Source organism: Streptomyces sp. 8N616 (assembly GCF_052246385.1).
GTDB lineage: Bacteria > Actinomycetota > Actinomycetes > Streptomycetales > Streptomycetaceae > Streptomyces.
On sequence record NZ_JBQQBY010000053.1, the window covers coordinates 23,371 to 49,654 of the forward strand.

21 protein-coding genes are annotated in these 26,284 nt (G+C 67.7%); 16 read left to right on the forward strand and 5 right to left on the reverse strand.

The features are described from left to right. Positions 1–24: 24 nt before the first annotated feature. Positions 25–600: a hypothetical protein gene (locus ACTWQC_RS33130; RefSeq protein WP_443319558.1), complete on the reverse strand. Its 576-nt coding sequence runs from the start codon at positions 598–600 to the stop codon at positions 25–27. Between the two features lie 435 nt (positions 601–1,035). On the opposite strand from ACTWQC_RS33130, the gene ACTWQC_RS33135 reads away from it, so the two are divergent. The 15 genes from ACTWQC_RS33135 (at position 1,036) to ACTWQC_RS33205 (ending at position 20,016) form a co-directional block, all read left to right on the forward strand. Beyond that, complete coding sequence (locus tag ACTWQC_RS33135) at positions 1,036–1,752, forward strand: class I SAM-dependent methyltransferase (RefSeq protein WP_443319578.1); 717 nt, start codon at positions 1,036–1,038, stop codon at positions 1,750–1,752. 5 nt (positions 1,753–1,757) lie between these two features. Continuing rightward, the gene (locus ACTWQC_RS33140; protein WP_443319559.1) at positions 1,758–4,412 is read left to right on the forward strand and encodes an SUMF1/EgtB/PvdO family nonheme iron enzyme; all 2,655 of its coding nucleotides are present in this window, start codon (positions 1,758–1,760) and stop codon (positions 4,410–4,412) included. A gap of 25 nt (positions 4,413–4,437) precedes the next feature. Next, positions 4,438–4,728 carry a hypothetical protein gene (locus ACTWQC_RS33145; RefSeq protein ID WP_443319560.1) on the forward strand — a complete coding sequence of 97 codons (291 nt, stop codon included), beginning with the start codon at positions 4,438–4,440 and terminating at the stop codon, positions 4,726–4,728. Then, positions 4,725–5,990, forward strand: coding sequence for a hypothetical protein (locus tag ACTWQC_RS33150; RefSeq protein ID WP_443319561.1), 1,266 nt, complete (start codon positions 4,725–4,727; stop codon positions 5,988–5,990). The genes ACTWQC_RS33145 and ACTWQC_RS33150 overlap by 4 nt, the downstream gene beginning before the upstream one ends. A 65-nt stretch (positions 5,991–6,055) precedes the next feature. Next, positions 6,056–6,979: a phosphorothioated DNA-binding restriction endonuclease gene (locus ACTWQC_RS33155; RefSeq protein WP_443319562.1), complete on the forward strand. Its 924-nt coding sequence runs from the start codon at positions 6,056–6,058 to the stop codon at positions 6,977–6,979. A gap of 448 nt (positions 6,980–7,427) precedes the next feature. After that, the gene (locus tag ACTWQC_RS33160) at positions 7,428–7,760 is read left to right on the forward strand and encodes a hypothetical protein (RefSeq protein ID WP_443319563.1); all 333 of its coding nucleotides are present in this window, start codon (positions 7,428–7,430) and stop codon (positions 7,758–7,760) included. Positions 7,761–7,775: 15 nt separating this feature from the next. Further along, the gene (locus tag ACTWQC_RS33165; protein WP_443319564.1) at positions 7,776–8,087 is read left to right on the forward strand and encodes a pore-forming ESAT-6 family protein; all 312 of its coding nucleotides are present in this window, start codon (positions 7,776–7,778) and stop codon (positions 8,085–8,087) included. Between the two features lie 62 nt (positions 8,088–8,149). Continuing rightward, entirely contained in the window at positions 8,150–8,542 is a 393-nt protein-coding gene (locus tag ACTWQC_RS33170; RefSeq protein ID WP_443319565.1) for a DUF6507 family protein, read from the forward strand. Further along, entirely contained in the window at positions 8,539–10,677 is a 2,139-nt protein-coding gene (locus tag ACTWQC_RS33175) for a hypothetical protein (RefSeq protein WP_443319566.1), read from the forward strand. The genes ACTWQC_RS33170 and ACTWQC_RS33175 overlap by 4 nt, the downstream gene beginning before the upstream one ends. 20 nt (positions 10,678–10,697) lie before the next feature. Next, positions 10,698–11,471, forward strand: a complete 774-nt coding sequence (locus ACTWQC_RS33180) for a hypothetical protein (protein WP_443319567.1) — start codon at positions 10,698–10,700, stop codon at positions 11,469–11,471. Between the two features lie 357 nt (positions 11,472–11,828). Further along, complete coding sequence (locus ACTWQC_RS33185) at positions 11,829–12,095, forward strand: hypothetical protein (RefSeq protein WP_443319568.1); 267 nt, start codon at positions 11,829–11,831, stop codon at positions 12,093–12,095. Between the two features lie 31 nt (positions 12,096–12,126). After that, positions 12,127–13,473, forward strand: a complete 1,347-nt coding sequence (eccD, locus tag ACTWQC_RS33190) for a type VII secretion integral membrane protein EccD (protein ID WP_443319569.1) — start codon at positions 12,127–12,129, stop codon at positions 13,471–13,473. 9 nt (positions 13,474–13,482) lie between these two features. Then, the gene (locus ACTWQC_RS33195; protein ID WP_443319570.1) at positions 13,483–14,610 is read left to right on the forward strand and encodes a hypothetical protein; all 1,128 of its coding nucleotides are present in this window, start codon (positions 13,483–13,485) and stop codon (positions 14,608–14,610) included. A 7-nt stretch (positions 14,611–14,617) separates the two neighbouring features. Then, entirely contained in the window at positions 14,618–18,610 is a 3,993-nt protein-coding gene (eccCa, locus tag ACTWQC_RS33200; RefSeq protein ID WP_443319571.1) for a type VII secretion protein EccCa, read from the forward strand. Further along, a complete protein-coding gene (locus ACTWQC_RS33205; protein ID WP_443319572.1) occupies positions 18,607–20,016 on the forward strand; it encodes a DUF6177 family protein in 1,410 nt (469 codons plus the stop codon). The genes eccCa and ACTWQC_RS33205 overlap by 4 nt, the downstream gene beginning before the upstream one ends. A gap of 988 nt (positions 20,017–21,004) precedes the next feature. Here ACTWQC_RS33205 and ACTWQC_RS33210 read toward each other — a convergent pair. After that, a complete protein-coding gene (locus ACTWQC_RS33210) occupies positions 21,005–21,382 on the reverse strand; it encodes a helix-turn-helix domain-containing protein (protein WP_443319573.1) in 378 nt (125 codons plus the stop codon). On the opposite strand from ACTWQC_RS33210, the gene ACTWQC_RS33215 reads away from it, so the two are divergent. After that, positions 21,368–21,631 carry a hypothetical protein gene (locus tag ACTWQC_RS33215; protein ID WP_443319574.1) on the forward strand — a complete coding sequence of 88 codons (264 nt, stop codon included), beginning with the start codon at positions 21,368–21,370 and terminating at the stop codon, positions 21,629–21,631. The genes ACTWQC_RS33210 and ACTWQC_RS33215 overlap by 15 nt on opposite strands. 222 nt (positions 21,632–21,853) lie before the next feature. Here ACTWQC_RS33215 and ACTWQC_RS33220 read toward each other — a convergent pair whose 3' ends face one another. The 3 genes from ACTWQC_RS33220 to ACTWQC_RS33230 all read right to left on the reverse strand — a co-directional run bounded on the left by ACTWQC_RS33220 (position 21,854) and on the right by ACTWQC_RS33230 (position 26,172). Further along, positions 21,854–22,024, reverse strand: a complete 171-nt coding sequence (locus ACTWQC_RS33220) for a hypothetical protein (protein ID WP_443319575.1) — start codon at positions 22,022–22,024, stop codon at positions 21,854–21,856. Between the two features lie 82 nt (positions 22,025–22,106). Continuing rightward, positions 22,107–22,298: a DUF3320 domain-containing protein gene (locus ACTWQC_RS33225; protein ID WP_443319576.1), complete on the reverse strand. Its 192-nt coding sequence runs from the start codon at positions 22,296–22,298 to the stop codon at positions 22,107–22,109. Continuing rightward, positions 22,264–26,172, reverse strand: coding sequence for an AAA domain-containing protein (locus tag ACTWQC_RS33230; protein WP_443319577.1), 3,909 nt, complete (start codon positions 26,170–26,172; stop codon positions 22,264–22,266). Before ACTWQC_RS33230 ends, ACTWQC_RS33225 begins: the two co-directional genes overlap by 35 nt. Between the last annotated feature and the right edge of the window lie 112 nt (positions 26,173–26,284).

Sequence of the window (26,284 nt, forward strand, 5' to 3'; positions counted from 1 at the left end):
GCTCATTTCTGGCCGAGGGGCGGATCAATGGCGGAGGAGGTAGCGGGTCAGGCGTGAGCGGGCCTTGTCCGCACTGAGTCCGAGCGCCTTCCCGATTGACTCCCACGACAGCTCATCGGCCTCCGCCGCGCGGGCAGCTTCCCTACCGACATAGTCAGTGAGGCGTTCCAACACCGCCACTGCCTTAAGCGCGGCCACTGGGGCCTGCTCAGCGAGGGTGGTCAGTTTCTCCTCCAGGTGCTCGATCGTCTCGGTGAGTTCGGCGGGTAGCGGCACCGTCTGGTGTTCGACCGTGTGGATGTGCTGGCTCCAGTCGTTGTACGTGCCGGAGGTGTCGAGGTCGTCCAGGCGGTCGTCTTCCGCCTGATCCCAGTCGATCGGGTAGCTCGGGCCGCGCCAGCCGCACGCGCAGGCGGCCCTGTAGGCGGCCGCCTTCGGGCGGTTCATCCGGCCGTCGTAGGCCCACCACTCGCTCGTGCTGTGCCCGCCACTACCGCTGCCCACGTCCAGGTACACGGGCTTGGGCTCGCTGCCCTCGGCTAGGACGGCTCCCACGATGCCCTCGTGGGACTCCCCGAACTCCTCAGTCCTCCATCCCACTGCTTCCTCTTCCTTCCTGCCCCGGAGCAACCCCGGCCGGCTCCTCAGTTGGCGCCACGCCGGTCAGCGAGAAGCGATGCCCGCGGCGGCCGAACGGTGATGCGCTTCGCGGTCCGAGAATGCCGCAGGCCAAACACCTGCGTCGGGCGATTCACCTAAACCGGCCGGATCGAAGCGGGCGCCTCCTCCCGGTCGAATGACGCCGCCTTATCCTCGATCCACCGGTCCCCGAAGACCGATGTCAGGGCTCCGGTCCGCTGCTCGTGGGCTCGTTGCCCTGTGTGGGCGGTTGAGTACGCTGATGGGGTAGGCAGGTCCTGAGGCTGTTTCGAGATGGGGGGTTCATCGGTGCCAGGGGAGGTGGATCGGCACTACGAGCGGCTTGCCGACACATACGACGACAATTGGGCTTACAGCCCGAACTACGTACGGTGGATGGCGTCCCGTATCGCCGAAGTCCTGGAAATCCGGCCCTCGGACCGGACTGCGGATATCGGGTGCGGCACTGGGTTGTTCGCTCGTGAGGTCGCCGACCTCGTCCATCCTCAGCTGCCGCTTCAGTGTGTGGACCCGTCGGCGGCCATGCTCAAGCAACTCGATGCCTCCGCGAGCCTCTTGCCTGTCCAGGCTTCTGCTGAGGACTTGGCTGAGCAGCGTGTTCGGCTGCCGCATGGGCCGCTGGATGCGGTATGGATGAAGGAGGCCGTGCACCATGTGGCTGACCGAGCGGCGACGCTTGCCGGACTGGCCGAGCTGCTCGCCCCGGGCGGTCGGCTGCTGATCGTGATGCTCCCGGCCACCATCGAGTACCCGCTCTTCAGCGAGGCCCTCAAGCGGTACGAGGCGCTGCAGCCCGACCCGGCTGGCATTGCCGAGCACCTGACTGCTGCGGGTCTGCGCACCAGCCTCACGTATGTCGAGCACCAGCTCACCCTGAACACGGAGCGGTATCTGGCCATGGTGCGAGCCCGCTACATGTCGTTGCTGTCCATGTTCAACGACGAGGAGATCGAAGCGGGCATCGAGGAGATCCGTGCCCACCATCCAGAGCCGGAGCTGCGCTTCCCCGACCGATTCGCCTTCATCCTGGGTCGGCGCGACGATGTCCCGCCCTCTTCGGCACCGTCGGATGCTTCCGGGGGCGCAGGGTGACCGGGGTGGTCGATGAGCGGCTGAGCCGTCTGCGTCTGGAACTGGATGACCACACCCGTATCGCGGAACGGTTGGGCCTTGACCTCGAGCGCCCGCTGCGGTCGCTGAGCGACGGCTATCCGGAGAACGCCATCACGCTGATCGGCAAGCTCACCGAGAAGCTGCTGAAGGAGTTATGGCGGCACCATCAAGTCCCCGGCGACCCTTCAGGCCGCGCCCTGAATGAACTGATCAAGGGGTGCCGCCACCACGTCCGCAGCAGCACGGTCATCGATGCGCTCACCGATATCCAGCGCCTGCGCAATCGCTCCTCCCACGACGGGTATGAGATCGCCGAGGAGGACGGACTACTGGCCGTACGTCGGCTGGTGACGGTCCTGGCCTGGTTCACCAGCACCGCCAACCAGGCCCTGACCGGCGGTGATCCCCAACTGCTGCCCGAGGCCGCCCGTCGGACGGAGTTCCTCTCCGGTCTGTACGTGACCCTGGGCTACCGCGTCGCCAAGCGCTTCGTCCTCTCACAAGACACCGTCTACCAGCTGTTTTGCCGCGAGTCCGGCGTGCGCTTGGAGTACGTCGAGCTATTGCTGTCGACCAACGCGGACGAGCTGGGCTCAGTCCTGGAGTCCACCGGAGGGGAGCTGCTGCGCACCCGGCTTCCAAAGGTCACCCGCTTCGTCATCCTCGACGATGACCTGGCCGATACCCACGCCCTGTTCGGGCAGGACTGCCGCTGCGTGCGCTATGAACACTTCGTCGGCACCCTGATCGACTTCGATAGCCACCTTGCGGCCGTCGCCACCGCCGCCCCGGTCCCGCCGCCTGAGCGTGCCCCGCTGCCCGCGGCGCTGCTCGCCTCCGATCCGCGGACCGGGGAGAGCCGGATCACGGACGTGGCGGACGCGCAGCCGCTGCTCACCCAGCTGGCCAGCGGTTCGGCCAACGTCCTGGTCATTGGGCGGCCCGGGAGCGGTAAAAGCACCTTGCTGCGCACTCTGATCACCGATTCCCCATCGGGGGCCGTCCGTCACCGCTTCTACTTCGATCTGAGTTTGAAGGCGAAGGACGAGACGTTCCCCGAATACGTCGCCCGTTCCCTCACCACCCGTAGCCCCGAGGACCGCGACCGGGCCTTCGCCCTCTTCCTGTACCTTGTCCGCTCGGGCTCTGCACTGTGCGTTCTCGACGCCATCGACGAAGCCGTCGACGAACCGAGCCCCGCAGGGTTCCTCCGCCTGTTCGCCGACCTCGCCCCCGTGCTCTCGGCGGAGTCGTCGGTGGTGATGAGCTCGCGCGTGGCCTTCCTCGCCGACTCCCCGCAAGTCCGCGGACTGCTCGACCACCACAGCGCACTGTCCGAGCAGCTGGTGGAGCAGATGTACGCAGGCGGCGTGGACCCCGACCGCATGCCCCACATCAGCGTGCTGCGCCTGATCGACGACCACCCTGACCCCGCCAGACAGCCGACCACGAACGTCGTGGGGTCGACACCGCTGGAACGCCAACTCTCCGCCGCTCTCGACATCGACGCACCGGTGCCCCTGGGCCACCTCCTGGCCCGCCATATCGACACCACACTCCACACCACGGGCCTGACGCACCTGGCCGAGCCGCTCGCTGACCTCGCCGGGCAGGCCTTCACCACAGGCCGGACCGTTCTCCCGCTGCTCGAGCTCTACAACACTCTGGGCCCGGACATCTTCAGCGGCGGCCGCATAGACACCGCCGCGCTCCGCCTGGCCCCGCTGTTCCGCCCGGTCGGCACCGACGCGGTGGCGTTCCTGCACTCGGCCTACCAAGAACTCCTCACCGCCCGCTACCTGACCGTTCCTGCCAACCGGGAGCAGGCTGCGGCCCTGCCGGGTGGCGCACGCCTTACCGAACAGGTCCGCGCCTTCCTCTCCCGCCTCTCCGGCAGCGAACCCATCAGCGACGACTGCGTCCTCCCGACCGGCGTCTACCTCGTCGGCCCTCCAGAGCGCCTCCTCCTGCGTGCGATCAGCCACCCGGTCCGCTTCGACCGCCACCCGGTCACCGTCGCCCGCTACCGCCGCTTCCTCCAGGCGCTGAACGAGGACGGCACCTCTGCCTGGGATCACCCCGACCAGCCTGCCGGAATCACCCACACGCCCTGGACGCAACGGCTGCGGGTGACCGACTACTTCCGCGACCCGCGCTACGACGACTACCCCGCGGTGTGCGTCAACTGGTGGAGCGCCTTCGCCTTTGCCGCCTTCGAAGGCAAACGCCTGCCGACCTCCCTGGAATGGGAAGCCGCCGCCCGCGGCAGCGACGGCCGGCTCTTCCCCTGGGGCGACACCCCCGACCTGACGGCGGTCAACTGCGTCGATGCCTGGGTCGGCCGACCGATCGTCACCTACCAGGCGTGGAAGGCGGAATACGACCGCAGTCAGCTGGGCGACGCCTGGGTGACCCCGGTCGACGACCACCCCATCAACCGGTCCCCGTACGGGATCCGCGGCATGGTCGGCAACGTCTGGGAATGGACGTCTACCAGCCTCAACGACCCCGGCGAAGCGGTCATCTGCGGCGGCTCCTACGACAACCCACTACGCGCCGTCCAGACCAGCGCCAAGGCCCTCTACCGGCGTCGCGGCGGCAGCAACGTCGTTGGCTTCCGCCTCGTCCAGGACCTCTAAACCCCTCCGACGGGAGGAGCAGCACTTGAGTGAGGAGACACCCGGCACCGTGCCTGACAGCCCGCCCCACTTCGGCCGCATCATCGACCGCCAGGCCTTCGGTGGCGGCGCCCATGGCCGCGTCGGGACCTTCGTCGTCCAGGACGAAGCCGACGGCAACAGCTACTCCTTCGACTACACCGACATCGTCACCGAAGGCTTTCGCACCATCCGCACCGGCGAACGCGTCCGCTTCCACCTGACCCGCCCTGACGCATGGCGCGCCACCTTCGTCATTCGCCTCGACCAGCCCGACCCGGAAGCCTTCTACGAGTGAGGCCAGCGCGCATCCCCGCGTCCGGCGTCCGGCAGACCATCGCCGTCGTCCTGCCCGCCCAACTGCCCTCACCCCCAGCCTGGAACGAAGGCCCCCTCCCCTTCCACCACGGCACACGCCGCGCCGACCGCCCAACCCGGCGCACCTACTTCACCACCGCCGCAGCCCGGGTCCTGTACGGAGAGCCCGAGCGCCCCTGCCGCTGGCACCGCACCACCACTGCAACCCACAGCCCCCTGGCCGCCCACGGCGTGGAACTCCTCCACACCCCTCTCGGCAATGACCCCCACCGGGCCCTGGCCATCCTCCACCTATCGGCCACCGGCCCCGGACTCCACGACTTCCACGACACCCTGCGCTCCCTCGCCCGCCGCCAGGCCGCCCCGCCCACCCCCCTAACCGGCGAGCTCGACCCCGAACAACTCCTGCAGGACCAGGCCCACATCACCCCTGGGGCCCCGCCGTTCACCGTCGCCTTCCTCACCCCGACCCGGGCACGCCTGATGCACCTCTACCCCCGCAAGTACAGACGCAGCTGGAACCCTGCCGACCAGTGGCTGTGGGCGCTGGCCTCCCGCACCAACACGGCCGACTACCCGCCCGACTCCACCGACATCCCCGCCCTCACCAGCGGCACCCTCCGCCTCTCAGCGGACTGGAGCGCCCTGGTCCTCCGCGACGGCGCGGCCTTCATCGGCCGCCGCCGCGACCTCGGCCAGGACGACCCGTTCTTCGGCTACGCCGAACTCCACGCCCGCACCGTCTATCTCGACGCCTTCCTCCTGGGCATGATCCAGCGCAGCCACATCGATCAGCTCACCGAGAACCTCTCCCGCGTCTTCGACGGCACCCACCTCGCCCGCCGCGTCGTCGCCCTCGAACAGCACATCGCCCAATTCCGCAGTACCTACTGGCGCCAGCACCTCACCCACCACGGCCCCGCCAACGACCTCCTGCTCGCCTACCAAAACCAGCACCGCCTCCCTGCCCGCTTCGCCGAAATCCTCACCGAAGCAACCGACTACGCCCGCCTCGTCCAAAGCCAGGAAAGCCAGCAAATCAGCGGCGCGCTGGGCATCCTGACCATCCTCGGGCTCCCCATCAGCACCGCCCTGGCCGCGCAACAGGTCCTCGCTGATGACAACCCCTGGCACCTCCTCGCCTACACCGGCGCCGCCCTCGCCACCACCGCCGCCCTCCTCACCACCCGCTACGGCCGCCTCGTCCTCAGCGCACTCCGCGGACACCCCAGACAGCGGTAAGCAGCAGCCCTCCCCAGCCGCGGATGTCCCCATGCGATCAAGATCCGGGGTGGCAGAGTGGGCCTGTGACACGGGACGAACTCATGAGCGCGTTGTCCGGGCTGCGGCGCGCTCAAATAGGCAGCCGCCGCGCGCCGCACAAGCCGCTGCTGGTGCTCTGGCTGCTGGGACGGTTTCTCGCCTCAGGAAATACCGCGGTCGCGTACGACGAAGCAGAAGAGCCCGTCAGCCGCCTCATCAACGACTTCGGGCCAGCCATGACCAGCCGATCGAGGGCGCGGCAGCGGGCCGCGATGCCGTTCGTGCATCTTGAGCGCGACGTGTGGGACCTACGAGACCGACACGGCAATGTCATTGATCAGGACGCTCCGGAGCGCGGCAGCTGGCTGCGATCGCGCGGCGCCCACGGACGACTGCACACCCATGTCGAGAAGCTGCTGGCCGATCCCAGCACGCTCGCAGCAGCCGTACGGCTCCTGCTGGAGCAGCACTTCACCCCTGCGCTGGAATCGCCCATCTGCGATGCCATCGGCCTGGACCTCGCTGGCCTGGATGACGTGATCTACCTGGTGCCGACGAAGAAGCAACGCAAGAGACGTGCAGGATTCGCCGAAGAGGTCCTGCGCGCCTACGCGTACGCATGCGCCTTCTGCGGGTTCGACGGAGCGCTCGGCCGGAACCCCGTGGGGATCGAGGCCGCGCACGTCCGGTGGCACAGCCAAGACGGGCCCGACGAGGTGAGTAACGGACTGGCCCTGTGCTCCTTGCATCACCGGCTCTTCGACCTCGGCGTCCTCGGTCTGCTGCCCGATCTCCGTATCCAGGTCTCCGAACTGTTCGTGACCCGCAGCCCGGCGGGGCAGGCCATCGATGCCCTTCACGGACAACCTGTCGCTTCACCTCGCCCTGGACGGAACGCCGTTGACGCCCAGTTTGTCATCTGGCACGGGCAGCAGGTCTTCAAGCGCCCCGGCGCGCAAGCACCGTAGATCAATTGGCTCCTCGCGCTGCGTTCGGGAGGACAACTACGTGGACGGGCGAGTCCACGGCACGACAGCTGACTCGTAAGTGTCACCCCGGGCACCAGACCTGGCGCGGTGAACCGTCCCGGCCCCGTGGACGAAACCTGCCACCTTCTTCGCCGCGGCCACCCACGGCACAATCTCAGCCAATCAGGCACGCCTCCCAGCTCGGATTCGGGCCAGGCCCAGCGACCCTGTCGCGCCACGGCCTGCTGGGCAGGGATCGCCTGAACCACAGCCCGTGGAATGCGACCTGATGTGCCATGAGATGGATCACACCACGACACGCCCAAGTACTTTGAGTCTGCAGCGCCTCACAGGAGAGGATGTTCGATGGACTGCCAAACGTCAGTGACGCAAGTGCGCGCCGTGACCAATGGACAGCGGCGCACACCATAGTTCGGGGGTGGGGTGCATGAAGTTCGACATGGGCAGTACGACTCTGTCCAGTCTCGGGAAGAGCACGATGGGGTCCAGTGACGACCTGGGCGCGCTGATCCGGCTGCTGATCGCTGCCGCGGAGCCGCTGGAGGGGAAGTTCAACGGTGCCGGCAAGGTCGCGTTCGACTCGTTCAAGCTGCGTGCGGACGAGATCACCGCTGCGTTGAACGGCTCGCTGCAGGCGATCCTGGGCGGCCAGTCGGGCATGGACACCGCGTTTGCCACTGGTGATCAGGAGCAGGAGGACAACGCCCACCAGAACATGGCCGGGGCCAACTTCGACGCCGCCCGGTTCTCCGGGCGATAAGAGGGGGTTTTCGCGATGGGGCAGAGCCAAGACCGCAACTCGTACGACACGGGCGTCTCGACGGAGGTGCAGGGCAGCCTGCAGGGGATCATCGGCCAGCTCGAGCGGGTCCTGAATGACCGGGACCTTGCGGTGAAGGCCGCGATGGCCGACTTCCAGGCTGACGGAGTCTCGGACGAGTACCACGGCAAGGAGATCCGCTGGAACCGCGCGGCCAACGAGGTACGCGAAATCATCCGCCTGGTGCGCTCAACACTGGAGAAGAACGACGGCACGGCGCAGTCGACACTGGCAAAGGCCAAGGCCGCGGTCGACAACATCGGTTGAGCCGCGCGGTGCGACCGCAGACGGCAGTTGGCAGGTGCTGAGGCTGTAGCAGGGGGATGGGCATGACTGGGTGGGACATCACTCCGTCCGGAGTCGACTTCGTGACCTCTTTGGTGGGGGACGCGATGGACGGGATCGACAAGGACGTCAAGTCGTACGGGAAGAATGCGGAGAGCGCGGCCACGTCGGCCGGCACCATCAGCGCGGCCTACTGCGGCGCCGGTCCCCCGACCGGCCCGGTCGGAGCGGCGCTGGCGCTGTTCGTCGAGAAGACCGCGCGGGATGTGATGTTCCTCGGCGCCCGGGCCGCGAAGTCGGCGAATGGGGCTCGTGAGGCCACCGCGTACTACGTGGCCGGGAATCTCGACATGGCCGCCGACACCCAGCACAAGGCCCTCGCAGCGCCGAAGATCGATCTGCCGGGCGACGGCAAGCAGGGTGGCGGCCACAAGTGAACATGATCGAACCCGGGGGCATACCGCAGTTCACCGGCGATCTCGAACAGCTCGAGAAGGACGTCTCCGGGCTGCGCGGCGATGCGATCGGCATCCGTAACGGCGGCATGGACGTGCACTCCCGCTTCCAGATGCTGGAGGCCTTCTACAAGGCGCCCGAGGCGGAGCAGCTGTTCGCCACCACGCTGCCAGTGCGCGACAAGGCCGATACCTTCGCCGGCGACCTGGAGGCGGTGGCCGATGCGCTGGATACCTTCGCGACCGAGGTCCGCCCGCTCGTCAAGCGGTTAGCACAACTGAAGGTGGACGCTGCCGCGTTCGTCGACAGTGTCGAGAGCGATGACGAGTGGACCTACGACGAGGACAAGGTCAACCGTCACCAGGAGCTGCGGGACGGCGTGAGTGCCGCGGTGGCTGCCTTCCAGGAAGCTGAGCGCAGGGCCGCCGGCAAGATCTCGGCTCTCGTGGGTGGCCCGAAGTTCGTGGTGGACGACGGCAGCCACACCCAGAACCGCAAGACCGTGATGTACGGCTACGACCTCGACGTCCTCAAGCATGCCGAGGAACTTCCCTGGGGCGCTGCGGTGACCGAGTCCCACCACGCGTGGGAGATCGGGTACCACCTCAAGAGCTTCGTCTGGGACGGCCTGGTCATCGACAACATCTGGGGCGGGATCCAAGGCCTGGGAACCCTCGTAGGCGTCGACGGTGCCGATGCGGCAGGCGACGCCTGGGGGCATCTCGGGGACATCGTCGGCGGCATCGGCCAGTACACCATGACCCCCTACGACGCGCTCATGGACTGGACATTCGGCGAGGAGCCGGACAGCCCTGCCGAGACCCGGCAGAAGCAGGCCGCCAAGGACTTCGGCAAGGCCCTGGTCGCCTGGGACAAGTGGGAGGAGAACCCCGCCCGCGCCTCGGCAACCGTCGTCTTCAACGTCCTCACCCTCGGTGCCGGCCCACTTGCCGCTGCTGCCAAGGGCGGCAAGGCCGGAGCGGCTGCCAAGGGCGCCGCTACCGCGGCCAAGATCGGCGAGTACATCGACCCGCTCTCGGCGGCGTTCAAGGTTTCCGGGAAGGCCGCCGGTTCCCTGCCCAAGATCTCCGAGGTTACGGCCAACATCCGGACCGGCCTCGACGCCACACCTTCACAGCGCCTGCACAGCGAGCTCGAGCTCTCCGACGGCTCCAAGGTCCGCATCGAGGACGGCCAATTCATCCGCGTCGACGCCGACGGCAACCCCATCAGGGACACACCGCGTCAGGAGCTGCGCGCCGACCAAAGGGTCGCCCAGCACGAGACACCTGGACAACGAGAAGTTGCCGGAGTCGGCGCGGGCTCCCGGGCCCCCGGAGCCTCCGCCCACGCAGGGGACAACGTGCCGCCGCAGGTCAGCCACGAAGCCCCTGCCGGGGGCAGCGGCGGCAGTAGCGATACGCCCCTCGGGCCAGGTGGCAACAGAACGGATGGGGCTGGGGCTGCGAACCACTCGGCGGGCGACGGCGGGTCCAGTCCGGACACCACTCATGCCGGTGGTGGTGAGGGGAACCACGGATCGGAACGTGGTGGCGATGACGGTGGGCGCCCGCACCTGGTACGCCAAGACGACAATTTCCGGTCGGAACACAACCATAAGGGCCAGCGCAAGTCTCATCTCAATGAAGACGGCGATCTTGTGCCAGCCAATCCGGATGGCGACGCGACCATCGTGGACCACATCGTCGGACGTGATCCCGCCAAGTCGGATAGTCCCTTCACGTCCCTCAGCCGGGAGGGAGCCAACGCCAAGGCATTCGGCACCGGGAAGATACGAGTAGACCTACCTCGGCTCGAGCGGGACATCGCTGCCGGCCGGGTTACCGGCGTCGAGGTGTACTCACCCGAACAAGTCCAAGCCGCGATCCAAGAGAGCGCGAACAAGATCGTCGGTCGCCATGTGGACCTTACCGTTCCACCAGGAGCAACCCGTGCTGACGCCGAGCAGATCGCGGAATCCCTGGGCCTGAGCAAGGGCAAGACAAAGCGGATCGCGCAGCGGATGATAGACATGAAGAATACGATGCGCGACGAGGAGTGGCTCATCAAGGGTACTGTTCCGCACGATTACATCAGCAGACCGTTCGGCGGTTGATCATGAAAGGAGGTCAGGGGGTGAGCCAGTTCAGCCGACTACTTGGCACCGATTTCGACGGTCAACCGACCGAGGATCTGGATGATGTCATCTACGGGGGCCTCGATGACCCACGACACCGTGATCGCGTACCGGGCCTCATCAAACTCATGGAGGACCGCGCAGCGCCTGCAAGGGATCGTTTTCTTTCGTGCGTGGCGCTGACAACATGGGGCGAGCTGGCCGGGTACAACGCGGTGATGAGCGCAGCCAAGAACGCCAAACTCGCACCGTGGTACGAAATTCTCATCGACCGAAAATTCTCGGTGGACAGCACGTTTGCGCAACTGACGGCGGCCGTGAGCGACAGCGATGAAATGGCCGAGGAAAAAGGGACGCTCACGGAACGAACCGAAGCTTTCCGCGCCCTTGTGCGTATTGCGGACAGCGAGTATTTCGAGGACAAACTTGGGGATCTCTTCGACCGCACCTCAGCGAGCAGCCTTCTTGACGACATCGCTGAAACGGTGGAAAGCGGAGTCGTTTCTCTGGCTGCCCGGGAACCCCAAAAATTCGACCTTGCGACTCAACTTGTCGATCTGGCGAGCGCGGCGGCGCTCGTCGACGGACGTGTCGCTGCAAAGCTGGTCATGGACGTGCTGAATGTTGCGCCTACGCACCGCACGCTGGTACACGCAATCCCCGTTCTGCACCGCTCGAAGTGCCCAGAAGTCCAACAACTCGGTGAGTACATGGAATCGATCGGCGACGAGGAGGTACGTCGCATGGTGGCGCAAGCTCTCGAGTCCACTTGAGCTGGACGCCGTAACGCCAACCCGCTCAAGATGCTCGGGATCATTGCGTTTCACAATCCCACCGCTCTTGAATCACATCGCAACAGACCTCGCTAGCCAATGAATCGGCTACCCATAGGTTGAGGCATCCACGTCAAGGGAACTCATGTCTTCTCCGTTTTCTGCCGCTGAGAGTGCTCCTCCGTCGTCTCAGCCCTACATGCAGTACGGCGCGGGCTTGGTTACGGGTCGTCCGATGGCGGAACGGCCTGAGTTGAGCCCGCTCAATCCGTTGTGGTGTTGCTGGAACAGGCCGTTCCTGCAGTGTCGGCACGACAAGGTGTCGGACACCATGGCCGTTGACCGGCAAGCCTCGTGATGGCGCAGGATTACGACAATCAGTTGCTGGAGTCGGTGTCGGTGCGCCGTCGGCGATTGCGGGATGCCTTGCTATTTGGGGCGCAGCGGCAACGGCGTTCGGTCGATGAGCGGCTGGGGAAGGTGCTGACGGGCATTGTGATCGCAGCGGTGTTGTGCGCCGGGTGTGTGGGGTGGTCATTTATCTCTAGCCGGCTCATCGGGCAGAGTCCGTACGGGCCTGCCGTACCGTCGTCTTCACCGTCCGTGGGGACTTCGGCTCGATGATAGGTTCGAGCACGTGGTAGCAGCGCGGTCGATGAGCCGTACAGGGCTGAGCCGGGTCACTCTTGTCGGGGAGCGGCGGCGTATTGATCTCGTACTTCCGTCTCAGGAGCCGATCGGTCGCTTGCTGCCAGAAGTGATGCGGCTGTTGGACGACCAGGTGGCGGCGCGGCCCTTGCTCCGGCATCTGGTCACTGCTGACGGTTCAGCGCTGGCACAGGACAGCACGCTGACGTCGGCGGGTGTGCCGGATGGTGCAGTGCTGCGGCTGGTGCGGGTGGAGGATGCGCCGTCGGCCCCGGTGGTGCATGACGTCACCGATGAGGTGGCCGAGGACCTGGACGTCCGTGCGTGGCGGTGGCGCCCGGCTGCGAGGCGGGTGACGGCCGGTGTTGCGACGGTGGCGTGGGCATTGGCGGCCGGGGTGCTAGCGCGCGGGGAGTTCGCGTTGTCCTCTGTCGCGGCCGTACTGCTCATTGTGGCCCTGGTGTTGGCTGGAGCGGGAGCTCTGGTTGGCCGTGCGGAGCATCGTGGGGCGGCCACTGCGTTGATCGTCACGGCGGGTGCGCTCGGGGTGCTGGGGGCGTGGACGCTGGCCGATGCGGAGGACTGGTCCGGCGGAGCTCGGCTCGCAGCTGCAGCCGGGGCTGTGATTGTCGCGCTGTTGCTTCTGGGGTGGTTTTCGCGGCTGGGGCGGGGCGGGCTGATCGGGGCCGGGGCGGTCGCGGTCATGGCGGTCTGCTGGGAGGTCGTCGCGGCGCTGCAGACCGGTGCGGGGGCGGCTGTGGAGCAGGCTCGCGTGGGCGCGGTGCTCGCGGTCGTGTCGGTCGTGGTGCTGGGTGCGGTGCCGCGGTTGGCGTTGATGGCCTCGGGGCTGGCTGGGCTGGACGATCGGCGCTCTGGTGGGTCCTCGGTGAGCCGGTATCAGGTGGCTACGGCGTTGACGGGCACGCACCGCGGGCTGGCGCTCACCACGCTGGTCGTGGCCGTCTCGGCGGCCGCGGCGGGGATTCTCACGCTGCGTACCCCTTCGATCTGGACGGTGCTGCTGGCCGCTGTCGTCACCGTGGTGGTGCTGCTTCGGGCGCGAGCTTTTCCGCTGATCGTTGAGGTCGTGGGACTGCTGCTAGCCGGGGCGGCCGTGGGTCTGCGGTTGATCATGGTGTGGCTAGAGCGCTCTGGTGCCTACGGGCCACTGGCGGTGCTCGTCGCACTGGCGGTGATTCCGCTGGTGGTGCTGGCGGTGCAGCCTGCCGAGCACGTGCGGGTACGGCTGCGGCGGATGGGGGATGTGGCCGAGTCGATCGGTGTGATCGCGTTGTTCCCGCTGGTCATTGGAGTGTTCGGAGTGTACGGGCGCCTGCTGGGCACGTTCGCGTAGGGGTGCAGCGTGTCTCAGGGAGACTGGCAGCGAGACGTGCTGCGGGAGTTGGGCCAAGGCACACCCTCCAGCGAATCGCCGGACCGGCCCACCGCGACCCCGCGCCCGACGCACTCCGAACCAGCCACCGATTCGAAGGCCGGTTCCCCGTCGGATGAACCGGGCCCGGCGCCGGGGCCTGCTGCCCGTGGTCCCCGAGATCCTCGCGTCCCGATACAGGCGCCGCAGTCTGTACCGACCGTCGATCCGCGCCTTGCCCAAGCGATGGGCCGCCCGGTGCACGGGGATTCGGTGGCGCGGCGTACCGGCCGCTCGTTGCGCACGCTGGGGGCATCCGCAGCCCGGGAGGTCGCTGAGGAGACGCAGCGGGCGCGGGAGTTGCAGCAGCCGGTGACGACCGGGCGGCTGATCGCGGTTACCTCGGTCCGCGGCGGGGTGGGCAAGTCCACGGTGGCCGCCCTGTTGAGCCGTATCTTCAATCACTACCGGCACGATCCGGTGCTCGCGCTGGAGGCCGATGCGGCGCTTGGCACGCTGCCGGTCCGCCTGGGAGCGGAGTCGGTGCGCTGGTCGTGCGCGGAGCTGGCGCAGATTCTCACCCCGTCGATGCAGCTGACGGATGTCATCGGCTATCTGGTGCCGGTGGCGGACGGCGGCTGGTTGCTGCCCGCCAGCCAGGGACGTGTCGGGGCGCCGTTGGATGTACGGACGTACCGGACGGTGACGTTGGCGCTGCGGCGGTACTTCGCGGTGACGGTGGTGGACTGCGAGTCGCTGCCGGGCGAGGTGGCGCGTACGGCGATGGACACCGCACACGCCCGCGTGGTCGTCGCCCCGATGACCGCGGAGGGGGTCAACGGCACGCGCATCGTCCTGGACTGGCTGGCCCAGCTGCCTCACTCCGCCCTGGCCACCACCGTGGTGGCGCTGACCGCCAACTCCCCCGACACGACGCTCGACCTGAAGACGGCGAGCGCGCACCTGCGGGAGACGGGAGTACCGGTGATCCCCGTCCCCTACGACCGCCACCTGGCCGGAGGAGGCCCCATTCTGAACGCCATGCTGGGCCGAGACACCCGGGATGCCGCCACCGTGCTTGCCGCCGAAGCCTTGCAGCGCGCGGTAAGGGTGCGGTGAGGGCCAGGTGACGCAGCAGCTGATTCACCGGCCCGCCCGCAGCACCCGGCCGCTGGACCCCGCCGAGCCGCGCACGATCGAGCCGCCGCCGAACCTGCCCGAGGGCAAGATCGGCACCGCGGCGACCGCGCTGCTGCCAATGGCCGGCGTCATGGGCTCGGTGGTGATGATGACGGTGATCCGCAGCAGCCAGTTCGCCGCGATCGGCGCCATCGTCCTGGTCTTCGCCCTGCTCGGCGCCGTGGCCTTGTTCTGGTCCCAGCGCGGCAAGGCCCAGCGCACCCGCCGTGCCCAGCGGGAGCGGTACTTGGAGTATCTGGAGGAGCTGCGCGAGGAGTTCGGGCTGCAGGAGCGGCAGAGCCGTCAGGTCGCGCGGGTTTTGAATCCGCCGCTGGAGGCGCTGTACGACGTGGTACGGGACCCGGCGCGGCTGTGGGAACGGCGCCGCCTCGATGCAGACTTCCTCCGCGTGCGGGTGGGCACCGGCGAGGTACCGGTGCAGGCGCTGACCGTGGGGCAGCACTCGGGCAGCGTCCTGACCCCACCGGACCCGTTCATGCTGAACGAGGCTCATGCGCTGCTGGGCCGATTCGCCACCGCCACGGACTTCCCGCTTACGGTGCCGCTGGACCGCGCGGGCAACATCAGCATCGTCGGCGACCGCGACGGCGTCCTACGCGTCGCCCGAGCCCTGCTGATCCAGGCAGCCGTCACACATGCCCCGGACGACCTCGCCCTGGCCCTCGGATTCCCCGGGGAGCGGGAGGAGGACTGGGCATGGTGCAAGTGGCTGCCCCACGTGCTGGATGCGGACGAGCGCGACGGGGTGGTTGCCGCCCGCCGGATCGCGCCGAGCCTGCCACAGCTGGCCAAGCTGCTGAACGCGGATCTGCGGCGCCGCGCCTCCTACGCCGCCGAGATACGCCGGGGCCTGTCCGACCGGAACGCCTTGAAGCTGACCGACCGGCTGCTGGTGGTCAGTGATGAGTACGGCCAGACGGCCGTCGAACTGCCGCGCCCGGACGAGGCCGTCGCCCTGCCCGCCATGGGCATCACCGTGCTGCACCTGCTCGAACAGCAAGTCCACGAACCCGACCAGATCAGCGTCCGCATAACCGTCGAAGGAGACCGGATCGAGGTCGAGGACCTGCGGATGCCCGTGCCCGCTCGCTCCACGGGCACGGTGGATGACGTCACGCTTCCCGGAGCGGAGGGGCTGGCGCGCGTGCTGGCGCCGCTGCGGCTGTCGGCCGAGTCCGCGGCGGAGGGGACACCCGTGTCCGGGCCGGTGGACTTCCCCCAGCTCCTGGGCATCGACGACCCGGCGGCGCTGGATCTCGACCGGTTGTGGGCACCGCGCGGCGAGCGGGCGTTCCTGCGGGTCCCGATCGGGCTGAACGACCGGCACGAGCCGGTACTGCTGGACTTGAAGGAATCCGCGGAGCTGGGCATGGGCCCGCACGGGCTGTGCGTGGGCGCCACCGGCTCCGGCAAGAGCGAGCTACTACGCACCCTCGTCCTCGCCCTCGTCGCCACCCATCCGCCCGAGGATCTGGCGCTGGTGCTGGTCGACTACAAGGGCGGCGCGACCTTCGCCCCGTTCGAGGACCTGCCGCACGTCGCCGGTGTCATCACGAACCTGGAGAACCAGGCGGGCCTAGTCGAGCGTGTCCACACCAGCCTGGCCGGAGAGGTCAAGCGCCGCCAGCAGGTGCTCAAGGACGCCGGGAACGTCGCCGACATCGGCCACTACACGGCGCTGCGCGCCACGCGTCCGGAGCTGGAGCCGCTGCCGCATCTGTTCGTGGTCATCGACGAGTTCGGCGAACTGCTCACCGCCAAGCCCGACTTCATCGACTTGTTCCTGTCCATCGGCCGCATCGGCCGCTCCATCGGCGTGCACCTGCTGCTGTCCAGCCAGCGCATCGAGGGCGGCAAACTCAGAGGCCTGGAGACCTACCTCTCCTACCGGCTGGGCCTGCGCACCTTCTCCGCCGACGAATCACGTACGGTCCTGGACACCACCGACGCCTTCCACCTACCCCCGCTTCCCGGCTTCGGCTACCTCAAGGTCGACACCTCCACCTACGAACGCTTCAAAGCCGGCTACGTCTCCGGCACCTACCGCGGCCCAGCCCTACGCGACAAGGTGGAGGACGAGCCGCTCGCCTGGCCCTACCCCACCTTCAACACCCACCAGACGGCGGTGAAGCACGCGGCCGAGGACTCCCCCGCGATGCGGGAACGGGTGACCGGGCCGACCACGATGTCGGTGATGGTCGACCAACTGCGCAGCGCCGCGGAGCCGGTGCGCCGCATATGGCTTCCGCCCCTGCCCGACGCCATCACGCTCGATGCCGCTGCGGGACCGGTCCAGGCCTCGGAACGCGGACTGCACCTCGCCCATCGGCCAGAAGCGATGCAGATACTCCTCGGCGTCCTGGACGACCCGGCCAAGCAGTGGCAGGACCGGTGGCGCCTGGACCTGACCGTCGCGGGCGGCCACGCGGCGATCATCGGCGGCCCGCAGTCCGGCAAGACCACCCTGCTGCGTACCCTCGCCCTCTCCCTCGCCCTGACCCACACACCCCGCGAGGTCGCCCTCTACGGACTGGACCTGGTCGGCGGGGGCCTCAGCGCCCTGACCGACCTGCCGCACGTCGGGGGCATCGCCGGGCGCGCCAATCACGAACGTGCCGCCCGCACCGTCGCCGAGATCCGCGCCATGCTCGCCGAGCGCGAAGAACTCTTCCGCACCCACGGCATCGACTCCATCGACCAACTCCGCCACCTGCGCGCCCACGGCAAGCTGCCCGAACTCTCCTCCACCGACATCGTGCTGCTCATCGACGGCTTCGGCGCCCTGCGCGACGAATTCGCCGACCTCGAAGACACCGTCACCGACCTGCTCAAGCGCGGCAGCGGCTACGGCATCCACGTCGTGGCCGGCATGCTGCGCTGGAACGACGTCCGCATCGCCACCCAATCCATGTTCGGCACCCGCATCGAACTACGCCTGAACGACCCGGCCGACTCCAGCATCGACCGCAAACTCTCCGAAACCCTCAGCCCCGACACCCCCGGCCGCATCCTCACCGACCGCAAACTGTTCGCCCAGGTCGCCCTCCCCCGCATCGACGCCCGCCCGGCCACCGGCGAACTCGGCCCCGCCCTGGAAGAAGCCGCGCGCACGATCCGCGCGACCTGGCACGGCGAACTCGCCGCCCCCGTCCGCGTCCTGCCCACCCACCTGCCCGCCGACAAGCTCCCCTCGCTCGCAGCCGAGCCCGTGAGGATTCCCATCGGCGTTGACCAGGACACCCTCGCGCCGGTCCTGCTGGACCTCTTCGAGCAGGACCAGCACCTGCTGATCCTGGGCGACAACGAGTGCGGCAAGACCAACCTACTCAAGCTCATCGCCCGACAGGTCATCGACCGCTACACCGACGAGGAACTGGTCTTCGCAGTCTTCGACCCGCGTCGGGGCCTGCGCACCGTCATTCCCGAGCCCTACCGCGGCGGCTACGCCCACAACGCCAAACTCTCCACCGCACTCGCCGCAGGCATCACCAAGGAACTGGACAAGCGCCTCCCCAACGAGACCCTCGACCACGACGCGCTTGCCGACGGGCCCGCCTTCACCGGGCCGCGCATCGTCATCCTCATCGACGACTACGACATCCTCACCACCGCCGGACAACAGCCGCTCGCCGAGTTCCTGCCCTACGTCTCCTCCGCCCCCGACATCGGGCTGCACTTCGTCATCGCCCGCCGCGTCGCAGGATCAGCCCGCGCCCTGTACGAGCCACTGCTGACCACACTGCGCGAAACCGGCACCGCCGCCCTGGTCATGACCGGCGACCGCACCGAAGGCCAGCTCTTCCCCGGCCTCTACGCCACCACCCAGCCACCCGGCCGCGGCACCCTCGTACGCCGCGGCCGCCCCCACCAACTCATCCAGACCGCCCTCGCCCCCAACCCCCCGGAACCCACCCCGTGACCAAGGACGTCATCGCCCTTACCCCCGAGATGCCCGACATCCGCACCCTCCTGGCCGGACTGTACGCGGGCGGCCCCGACCTGGGCATACGATCGGCAGCCGACGGGGCCGTCGTCCAGCTCTGCGCCCCGGGCGGACGCTCCCTGGTCTCCATAGAGGCCCCCATCCTCATCCAGGTCCCTGGCGAAACCGCCCGCCTCCTCGGCACCGACACCACCGTCCCGGACACCTCTGTGTGGTGGACCGAAGCCCGCGCCTCCACCGCCGTCCCCGAAGCCGAACAACTCGCCGGCTCCTTCGCCGGACGCCTCGCCACCGTGCTGGGTGGCACGGTCTGGCCACCAGAAGCAGCCACCACCGACGTCATCCCTCTCACCACCGAGGTCGCCGCGACCCCACCACCCGATGCCGCACCACCGGCCGTCGACGTCCTCACCGACAAGGCTGTGGTCGTCATCCAGGACCGCCCGGTCATCGCCATGACCAGCTGGCTGGCCGACGCCCTGCGAACCGCCACCGCCAGCGACCGCACCCTGCAGATCGTCACCCCCAACACCGCATGCCTCACCCTCCCCACCCGCAGCGCACTGGGCGGACACCCCAACCGCTGGGTCGTCCAAGACGAGAAGGTGGGCTACTACGACGGCCTCTCCGGAGCCGTACTCCGCTGGCAAGACGGCGCCTTCGCCCCCGCCCGCTCCAAGGCGGGCACGACTCCCGTCGCTGAAGCCTTCGCAAACAACGCCGACAACGGCGACTGCCAGTTGATCCTTTCCCTGCGCACCCAACACCCCGCCGACGAACACCTCGTACTCGGCCGCACGCTCGTGACCGCCTGGCACCACCTCACCGGCACCCCACCCGCCGGCTGGAGCACCGCCGAACCGGTCAACCTCCCCTGGTCCACCCGCCAACTGACCGACCTCGCCCGCAACCGCGCCCCCGACCCCACCTGGCTCATCGCCATCGGCCACCCCGACCGCCCCGCCCTCGCCACCCTCCGCATCACCCGCACCACCGCCGGAGTCGAAGAAGACATCGCCCTCACCCTCGGCTACGGCGAAGCCGAAACCCCACCCCTGGACGCCATCGAGCCCCTCACCGAAGCACTGGCCACCGAGCACAATCTGACCACCATGCTCACCTCACTCCGCCCGGCCCGCCGCGACCTCACCATCCCCCCACACTTCGAGCCGTCCCCCAACCCCATCGCCTTCACCCTCGGCGCGGAGGCGGTCCACGACATCGGCCTCCCCCACGCCAGGCGCCCACCCCTCAACCTCACCCCCACCCAACTCGGATCCGCCGCGAGACCTGCCCTCCACTATTCCCTCGGCGACGGCACCGCCCCCCAGGCGTGGACCACGCTGCGACAACTCACCCAGCACCTGCGCCTCGGCAGCTGACCACAGTGAGGCAGGCCGCCGTTCGGACTACGGCACCTCGGTACGTTGCCTCATGCAAGGAGCGCCACCGCGATGGGCTGCGAGTTCACCTTCGTGGGAGCCACTTATCCCATAAGCACAGCGAAGCCGGGGCTACGAGTTACTCGAACGGCCAGCGCCAGCCTCTGCAAGCCGGTCGAGACACGAGGTTCAACACAGATCCTCAGCCGATTTTGCGGGCGCATCGTAGGGATGGCCCGCCCCTCACCCAGTACCAGTCCAGGCCCCGCTTACCACATGCGCGGTAATAGTCGCCACTCGACTCAGCACGGCCGAGATAGGTACGGCACGAGTGACGGGGAGAACTGAGTGGCCGTTGACACACGAGCGCAGGAGGTCACCGCGGTGCACGTAACGGACGATCCGAGCACGCGGATCGGGGTCGTACCGGACCGCGACCGTATGACCAGGAACACGCACGTTCTTACAGCCGTACGCCGCGGCGACGGCGGTCTCGGCAACGGTACCTGGGGTGACGATGGCGGCAGTGGCCAGCAGCACGGCCGCCACCGCACGGAGGGAAGTGCGGTGCAATCGAACCTACTGATGAACAAGTCGTCACCCGGAAAACCACGAGCAAGACCGTTTCGGCACGGTACGTCACCTGCATGGCGGTAGCGTCCGGCCTGGCCAAGTACAGCTGCCGACGCGGATAGCGCAGGCCGTTGACCTGCCACACCGCCCACAGTTTCGGATCACCTCCGCTCGCGCGGAGAGCACCTCTTCCTGAGCTGCAACTCTGTGGGGGCTTGTCGTTTCGTCATCAGTTCCGAAGCCATGGTCGGCGGTCGCTGGCGGGTTGCTTCTCATATCAGGACCGTGGGTCGAGGAGCTCGTGCCTGCAGGTCTGCACCCAGCAGCTCCGTGATCGAATTCATGCGGGGAACACGGATTCCGGTGGTGACGATCTCGATGCATCGGCCTCGAAGACGGCGTCGAACGCCTGGGTCTATTTGCTGTCGCGGTCCTGATCAGGTGCGTGACCGTGGCGCCGACGTCCTGGAGGTCCATGGCCAGGTTCCTCGCGATCTGGGTGTCCTGGCCGTGAAGAAGTCGCAGGCCAGGATCGCGTGGGCCTGGTTTCGCAGGAAGCCGGCCCAGTCTGGCGGTCGCGTTCGGCGGGGTCGATTCCGTGCGCCTTCAGGATCTCCCACACGGTAGAGGGTGCGAGCTTGATGCCGAGGGCCGCGAGTTCGTCGTGGATCCTGCGGTATCCCCACGTGGGGTTCTCCCGTGCCAGACGCAGGACGAGGTCCTGGATTGCGCGGCGGGTAGGCGGTCTGCCGGGCCTCTTGCGTCGGGAGGCGTCAGCGTGGCGGCGGCGCATGAGGTCACGGTGCCATCGCAGGATCGTCTCCGGGGAGACGATCAGTTGCAGCTGCCGCAGTCGGACACAAGGGAGCCGGTGGAGCAGCGCGGCAAGGAAAGCGCGGTCCGCCGGAGTGACACGCGGCCTATCGATCTGACCCTGTGGGACAACCAGCTGGTGGCGCAGCGTCAATATCCCATGACCTTGTCCATATTGCTCATCGATAGCAGCCGTATTAAGGAGAACACGCTCGACACGACGAGGTAGGCAGTCGCATCAGCACCACCGATCAGCCTGACACTCTGATCCGGCGATCACTGAGTGCTTGCGAGAACCTGCACGTCGCAGGCATGGATGGGATATTCGGCACCCGCAGGTGTCTGCGGCAGTGGGAACGGCGGCGAGGTGTACAGATGCCGGGCCCCGGTCCTACGGGTACGGCCGACGGCTCACCGGCTCCGCTGCCGACGCCAGTTTCTCCTGCTGCTCTCAGCCCATCGAGCTGCTTCGCGTGTCGATGATGCTGGTGGGAACGCCGGTGAGAGTCCCCTGCGCCGCGAGACCAGCAATGTCAGCGTGCAGGGCGGGCCGAATGTCCGGACCCACTCTGGCCCAGCCGAAGAAGCGGGCCGCGTGCACGATCAGCTCGTTCTCCGTCATACCGGGTGATTCCGCCGCAAGTTCCTCGATGGCCAAGCAGCGCTCAGCCGCAGGAACTTGGCTGACCACGCGGGCCGGTTCTTCAGGAGCGGGTCCTTGCCTGCAGCACAGAGCGTCCCGGGATGTCCAGGAAAGCTCTGTCACTGCTGCGGTGTATTCGGCCGGAGGACACCAGAGTGCCCACCGCGCTGTCGAAATTGGACTTGACCCGCCTCCCGGCCCTACCTACACCCCATGCTTCACGCACTCGTTGCAATACCAGGTCCACGTGCACTGCCTTCCGTCTCGACCACAGCCATGACGGCGCGCTGCAGCGCGAGACGGGCTTCAGCGGTGTGCAGTTCGACTCCGAGGTCAGCCAAGTGGTTGACGTCAGCCATCTGATAGTACGTACTCCAATCCCGGCCGGCTCCGGACTCAACAGGGGTAAAGGTCACGTGCTGTCGACCGTCAGCGGGTGGCACCGGGTGGTGCAGAGCATCGAGTTGCTCCCGCGCCTTGGTCGTGCGTATGTCTTGCGTACGATCCGCCTCACGCTCCGCACGCACATCCGCGACCTCGGCACGGCTCGTGGCAGATGATTCCGCTGCCGGAGCCGAGGTCCGCATGGGGAACGGGTCGGCAGAGACTGCGCGTTCGACCGCCTCCTTCAGCCTGCGCTCGGCCTGGGGCCGGTTGCGGTACCAGTCGGTCCCCCAAATCCGGTACAGACTCCACCCCAGGCCTTCCAGCACCTGCTGACGCAGCCGGTCACGGTCCCGAGCCGCCCGTGAAGAGTGGTACATCGCTCCGTCACACTCGATCCCGAGAGCGTAGGTGCCGACGGCCCTGGGATGACGCACGCCGAAGTCGACCCGGTATCCGGCGATACCAACCTGAGGTTGTACGTCGTAGCCCCAACCCTGCAGAGTCCGCAGCACGGACTCCTCGAAGGGGCTTTCGGGCTCGGCAGTGGATATAGCAGCCTCCACCGATAGCGCAGCAGGGCCGCGCTCGGCGTACTCGAGATAACGCTTGAGCGCCTGGACTCCCTCGTTGTCGCTGTCCCGCAGTTCTCCGCCACGGAAGGAAGCGACAACCTCCATCCGAGTGCGAGCCCGGGTGACGGCAACATTGAGGCGCCGCCAGCCCCCCTCATTGTTGACAGGCCCGAACCGCGAGTGCAGCTTGCCATCTGCATCCCGACCGTATCCGATGGAAAGGATCATCACGTCGCGCTCGTCGCCCTGCACCGCTTCGAGGTTCTTGACGAAGAAGCCGTGGAGACGGTCCTCGGTGAAGTGGGCATCCATGTCGGGGCGGGCTAGCCGGGCCTGCTGCACTGCCTCATCGATGGTGTCCGCCTGGGCCTTGGACAGAGCGACAACGCCCAGGCTCATCGCCGGCCGAGTGTCGAAGTGGTGCAGCACCCGGCGAGCGACGAATTCCGCCTCGGGGCGGTTGTCGCGGCGACCGCCCCGGTCATACAGCCCATCGGTCTTGAAGAAGGCGACGCCAGTGTCTTCGCCATGCTCACTGGCGCCCGGAAATGTAACCATGCCGCCGTCGTAGAAGCGGTGGTTGCTGAAGGCGATGAGGTCTTCATGGTGGCTGCGGTAGTGCCAACGAAGCGGGAGACTCCGAACAATGCCGCTGCCCTTGCACATCTCCAACAGCGAGGGAAACGAGTCCAGTGCGTCCTCCGTCCACTCCTCTTCCTCGTCGTCCCCGCTGCCGGCGGCGAAGAACTCAGTGGGCGGCAATTGCTTGGCGTCACCGGCGACGATCAGGCAGTCCGCCCGGTAGATGGAGCTGACTGCGTCTCCGGGCCGTACCTGTGAGGCCTCGTCGAAGATGACGACGTCGAAGCGGAAATCGGGCGGTAGGTGCGAGCTGACGGTGAGCGGGCTCATCATGAAGCACGGCTTGAGCTTGCGAACCACGTCCCGTGTGCGGGAGAGCAGTTCACGCACCGGCATGTGGCGCCTCTTCTTCTCGGCCTCCCTACGGATGACGGCGGCCTGCCCCACAGCACCGACCGGACGGCGGGCCTCGCAGGCCTCGAGCACGGCCCAGCGTGCGGACTCGACCAGGCGTCTGTCGGCCTCGCGGAACCGATCGACGAGCGCGTCGCGGTCCTCGGCCCTGACAGTCGCACGAAGACGGGCATCAGCGGCGATCTGGGCGTCCGCCCAGGCCCGGAGCACGGCACGTTCCACAGCCGGGGGTAGGAGCTTCGCGTCCCAACCGTGTTCGGCGAACCGGGCCGCTATGTCGTCGGTGTGATGCCGCCGCAGCACGGAGAGGCCCGCCTGGTGGGCGTACCATTCATCGGGGCCGGAGCTGTCGTCGCACAACCGCTCCAGGGTGCGTCGTGCGCGGTCGAGACTGTTGTGGTGTCCCTCACCGATCAGTTCGGCGCCAAGACTGGCTCTACGGCCGGTATGGAAGAGCGAGAGCAGGTCGTCGGTGGTGCGCTGCCAGTCGTCCAGACGGGTGGCCAGGTCGGTGCGCCAGCGGATCAGTGCAGCGCGCAGCTGAGCAGCTTCCGCACGCAGCACCGTGTCAGGAGCAGCCCCGTCTGCGAGGCAGTAGGCCAGGCGCTTACGCCGGACTGGGTCGGCTATGGCGTGGGGAACCAGTTCAGCGACCCGGTCGGCGGTGGCGAGCGCAGCGTGCAGCACAGCAAAGTTGGTTCGTTCACCACGCGCGTAAGAGCCCAGCAGCGACGCGTGATCTGCCATGACATGTGCCAAGGACTGGTGCGCGGATTGCCACGCCAGGGCTTGGGGCAATCGCTCGGCGTACGCCTTGTCCCATCCACCCCATGCACCCCTTGTGGTGAGTGCGGTCACCGCGGCGCGGTCGGCGCGGTAGCGGCCGGAGAGGCGTCCGAGCATGCCGCGATGCTCCTCGCGGAACCGCCGGTCCAGTTCTGCAACGTCCTCATGATCGAGCACTCGGGGGTCGAAGAGGTCTTCGGCGGCAGCCCTGGCGTCGCGGAGCCCGGTGACCGCTGCCTGGAGTTCCTCAGCGGCGGCATGGGCCTGACGAAGAACAGCTGGGTCAAGCCAGTCCGCCGGCGGAGGGTGCACCGCCTGTGCGAGGTCGGCCAGCAAACAGGTATCGACGGCCTCAGCAACGTCCTGCGGCTCGGCGAGACCGTGTCCATCCGCCACACGGTGCAGGAGCTCAGACACGTCGGCCGATACGGGCGACGCTGAGCGATACGCCGCTGCGTCATCGTCATCGAGCCCGAGACGGTCCAGCTTCCGTACGGCCCGCCGGATGCCACTGAACGTCTTCAAGTCGAGGCCGTCGACAACTGTGAGCGCCGAGTGCCTGGTGGCGGTGCGGCGCAGATCGTTGAGGGCCGCGAGCGCAGTGTCGGCCAGCCTTCGCGGATCGGCGATGCCACCCATCTCATGCAGCCCGTGCCAGGGGAATAGCTCTTCTTCGAGGACCGGACGCCATGCACGGGCCACTTGCCCGGCTGCCTGGCGCAGTTCGTCGAGAGCTGCGGCGTCGAACCCGTCCGCCCAGTCCGAGTCGGCAGGTGGGCCGACCAGAGTGGGCAATCCGGCAGGGGCGAGCCGGCGGTCGAGCAGCGAGATCATGCCAACGACGTGGTGCAGCGAGTATCCCAGCGGCGCTCGAGGCTCGTTCATCGCGGCGGCGTATGCGGAGAGTTCCTCACGCAGGCGGCGGGCTTGCTGCGGGTCCTGGCGGGCCAACCTCGGTGCCTGGGCACGATACGCAAGGGATCTGCCGAGTTCGGCAGCCATCGCTTTCCTGCTGGTGTCGTGGCTGTGGATTGCGAGGACGAAGGAGTCCAGCCCGACGTCACGAAGCCGGTTGCGCACGACGTCGAGCGCCGCGGCCTTCTCACTGACGAAGAGGACGCTGCGGCCCGCCTGCATCAGGGCCGCGATCATGTTGGTGATGGTCTGGCTCTTGCCAGTCCCGGGTGGGCCGTCCATGAAAAAGGAACGCCCTTCGAGAGCTGCGGCGACAGCCTTGCGCTGGGAGGCATCGGCGTCCAGCACGAGGGGGGTGGTCTCGGGCACCTGAAGTTCGTCGATGCGCTGCTCGTCGTACGGCTCGAACCACAGGCCGTCACCAGGGAGGGCAGCGTCAGCGCCCAGCCCGACGGCGGGCCTGTATTTCAATTAGTGCTCGGTGGGCGGGTGTTGGCGGAACACTGAAGGTATGGCTGCGCGTACGGTCGACCGGGTCTCCGTTGCGGCTCTGAAGGCCAAGTTTGATCAGCTCCTGCCCCAC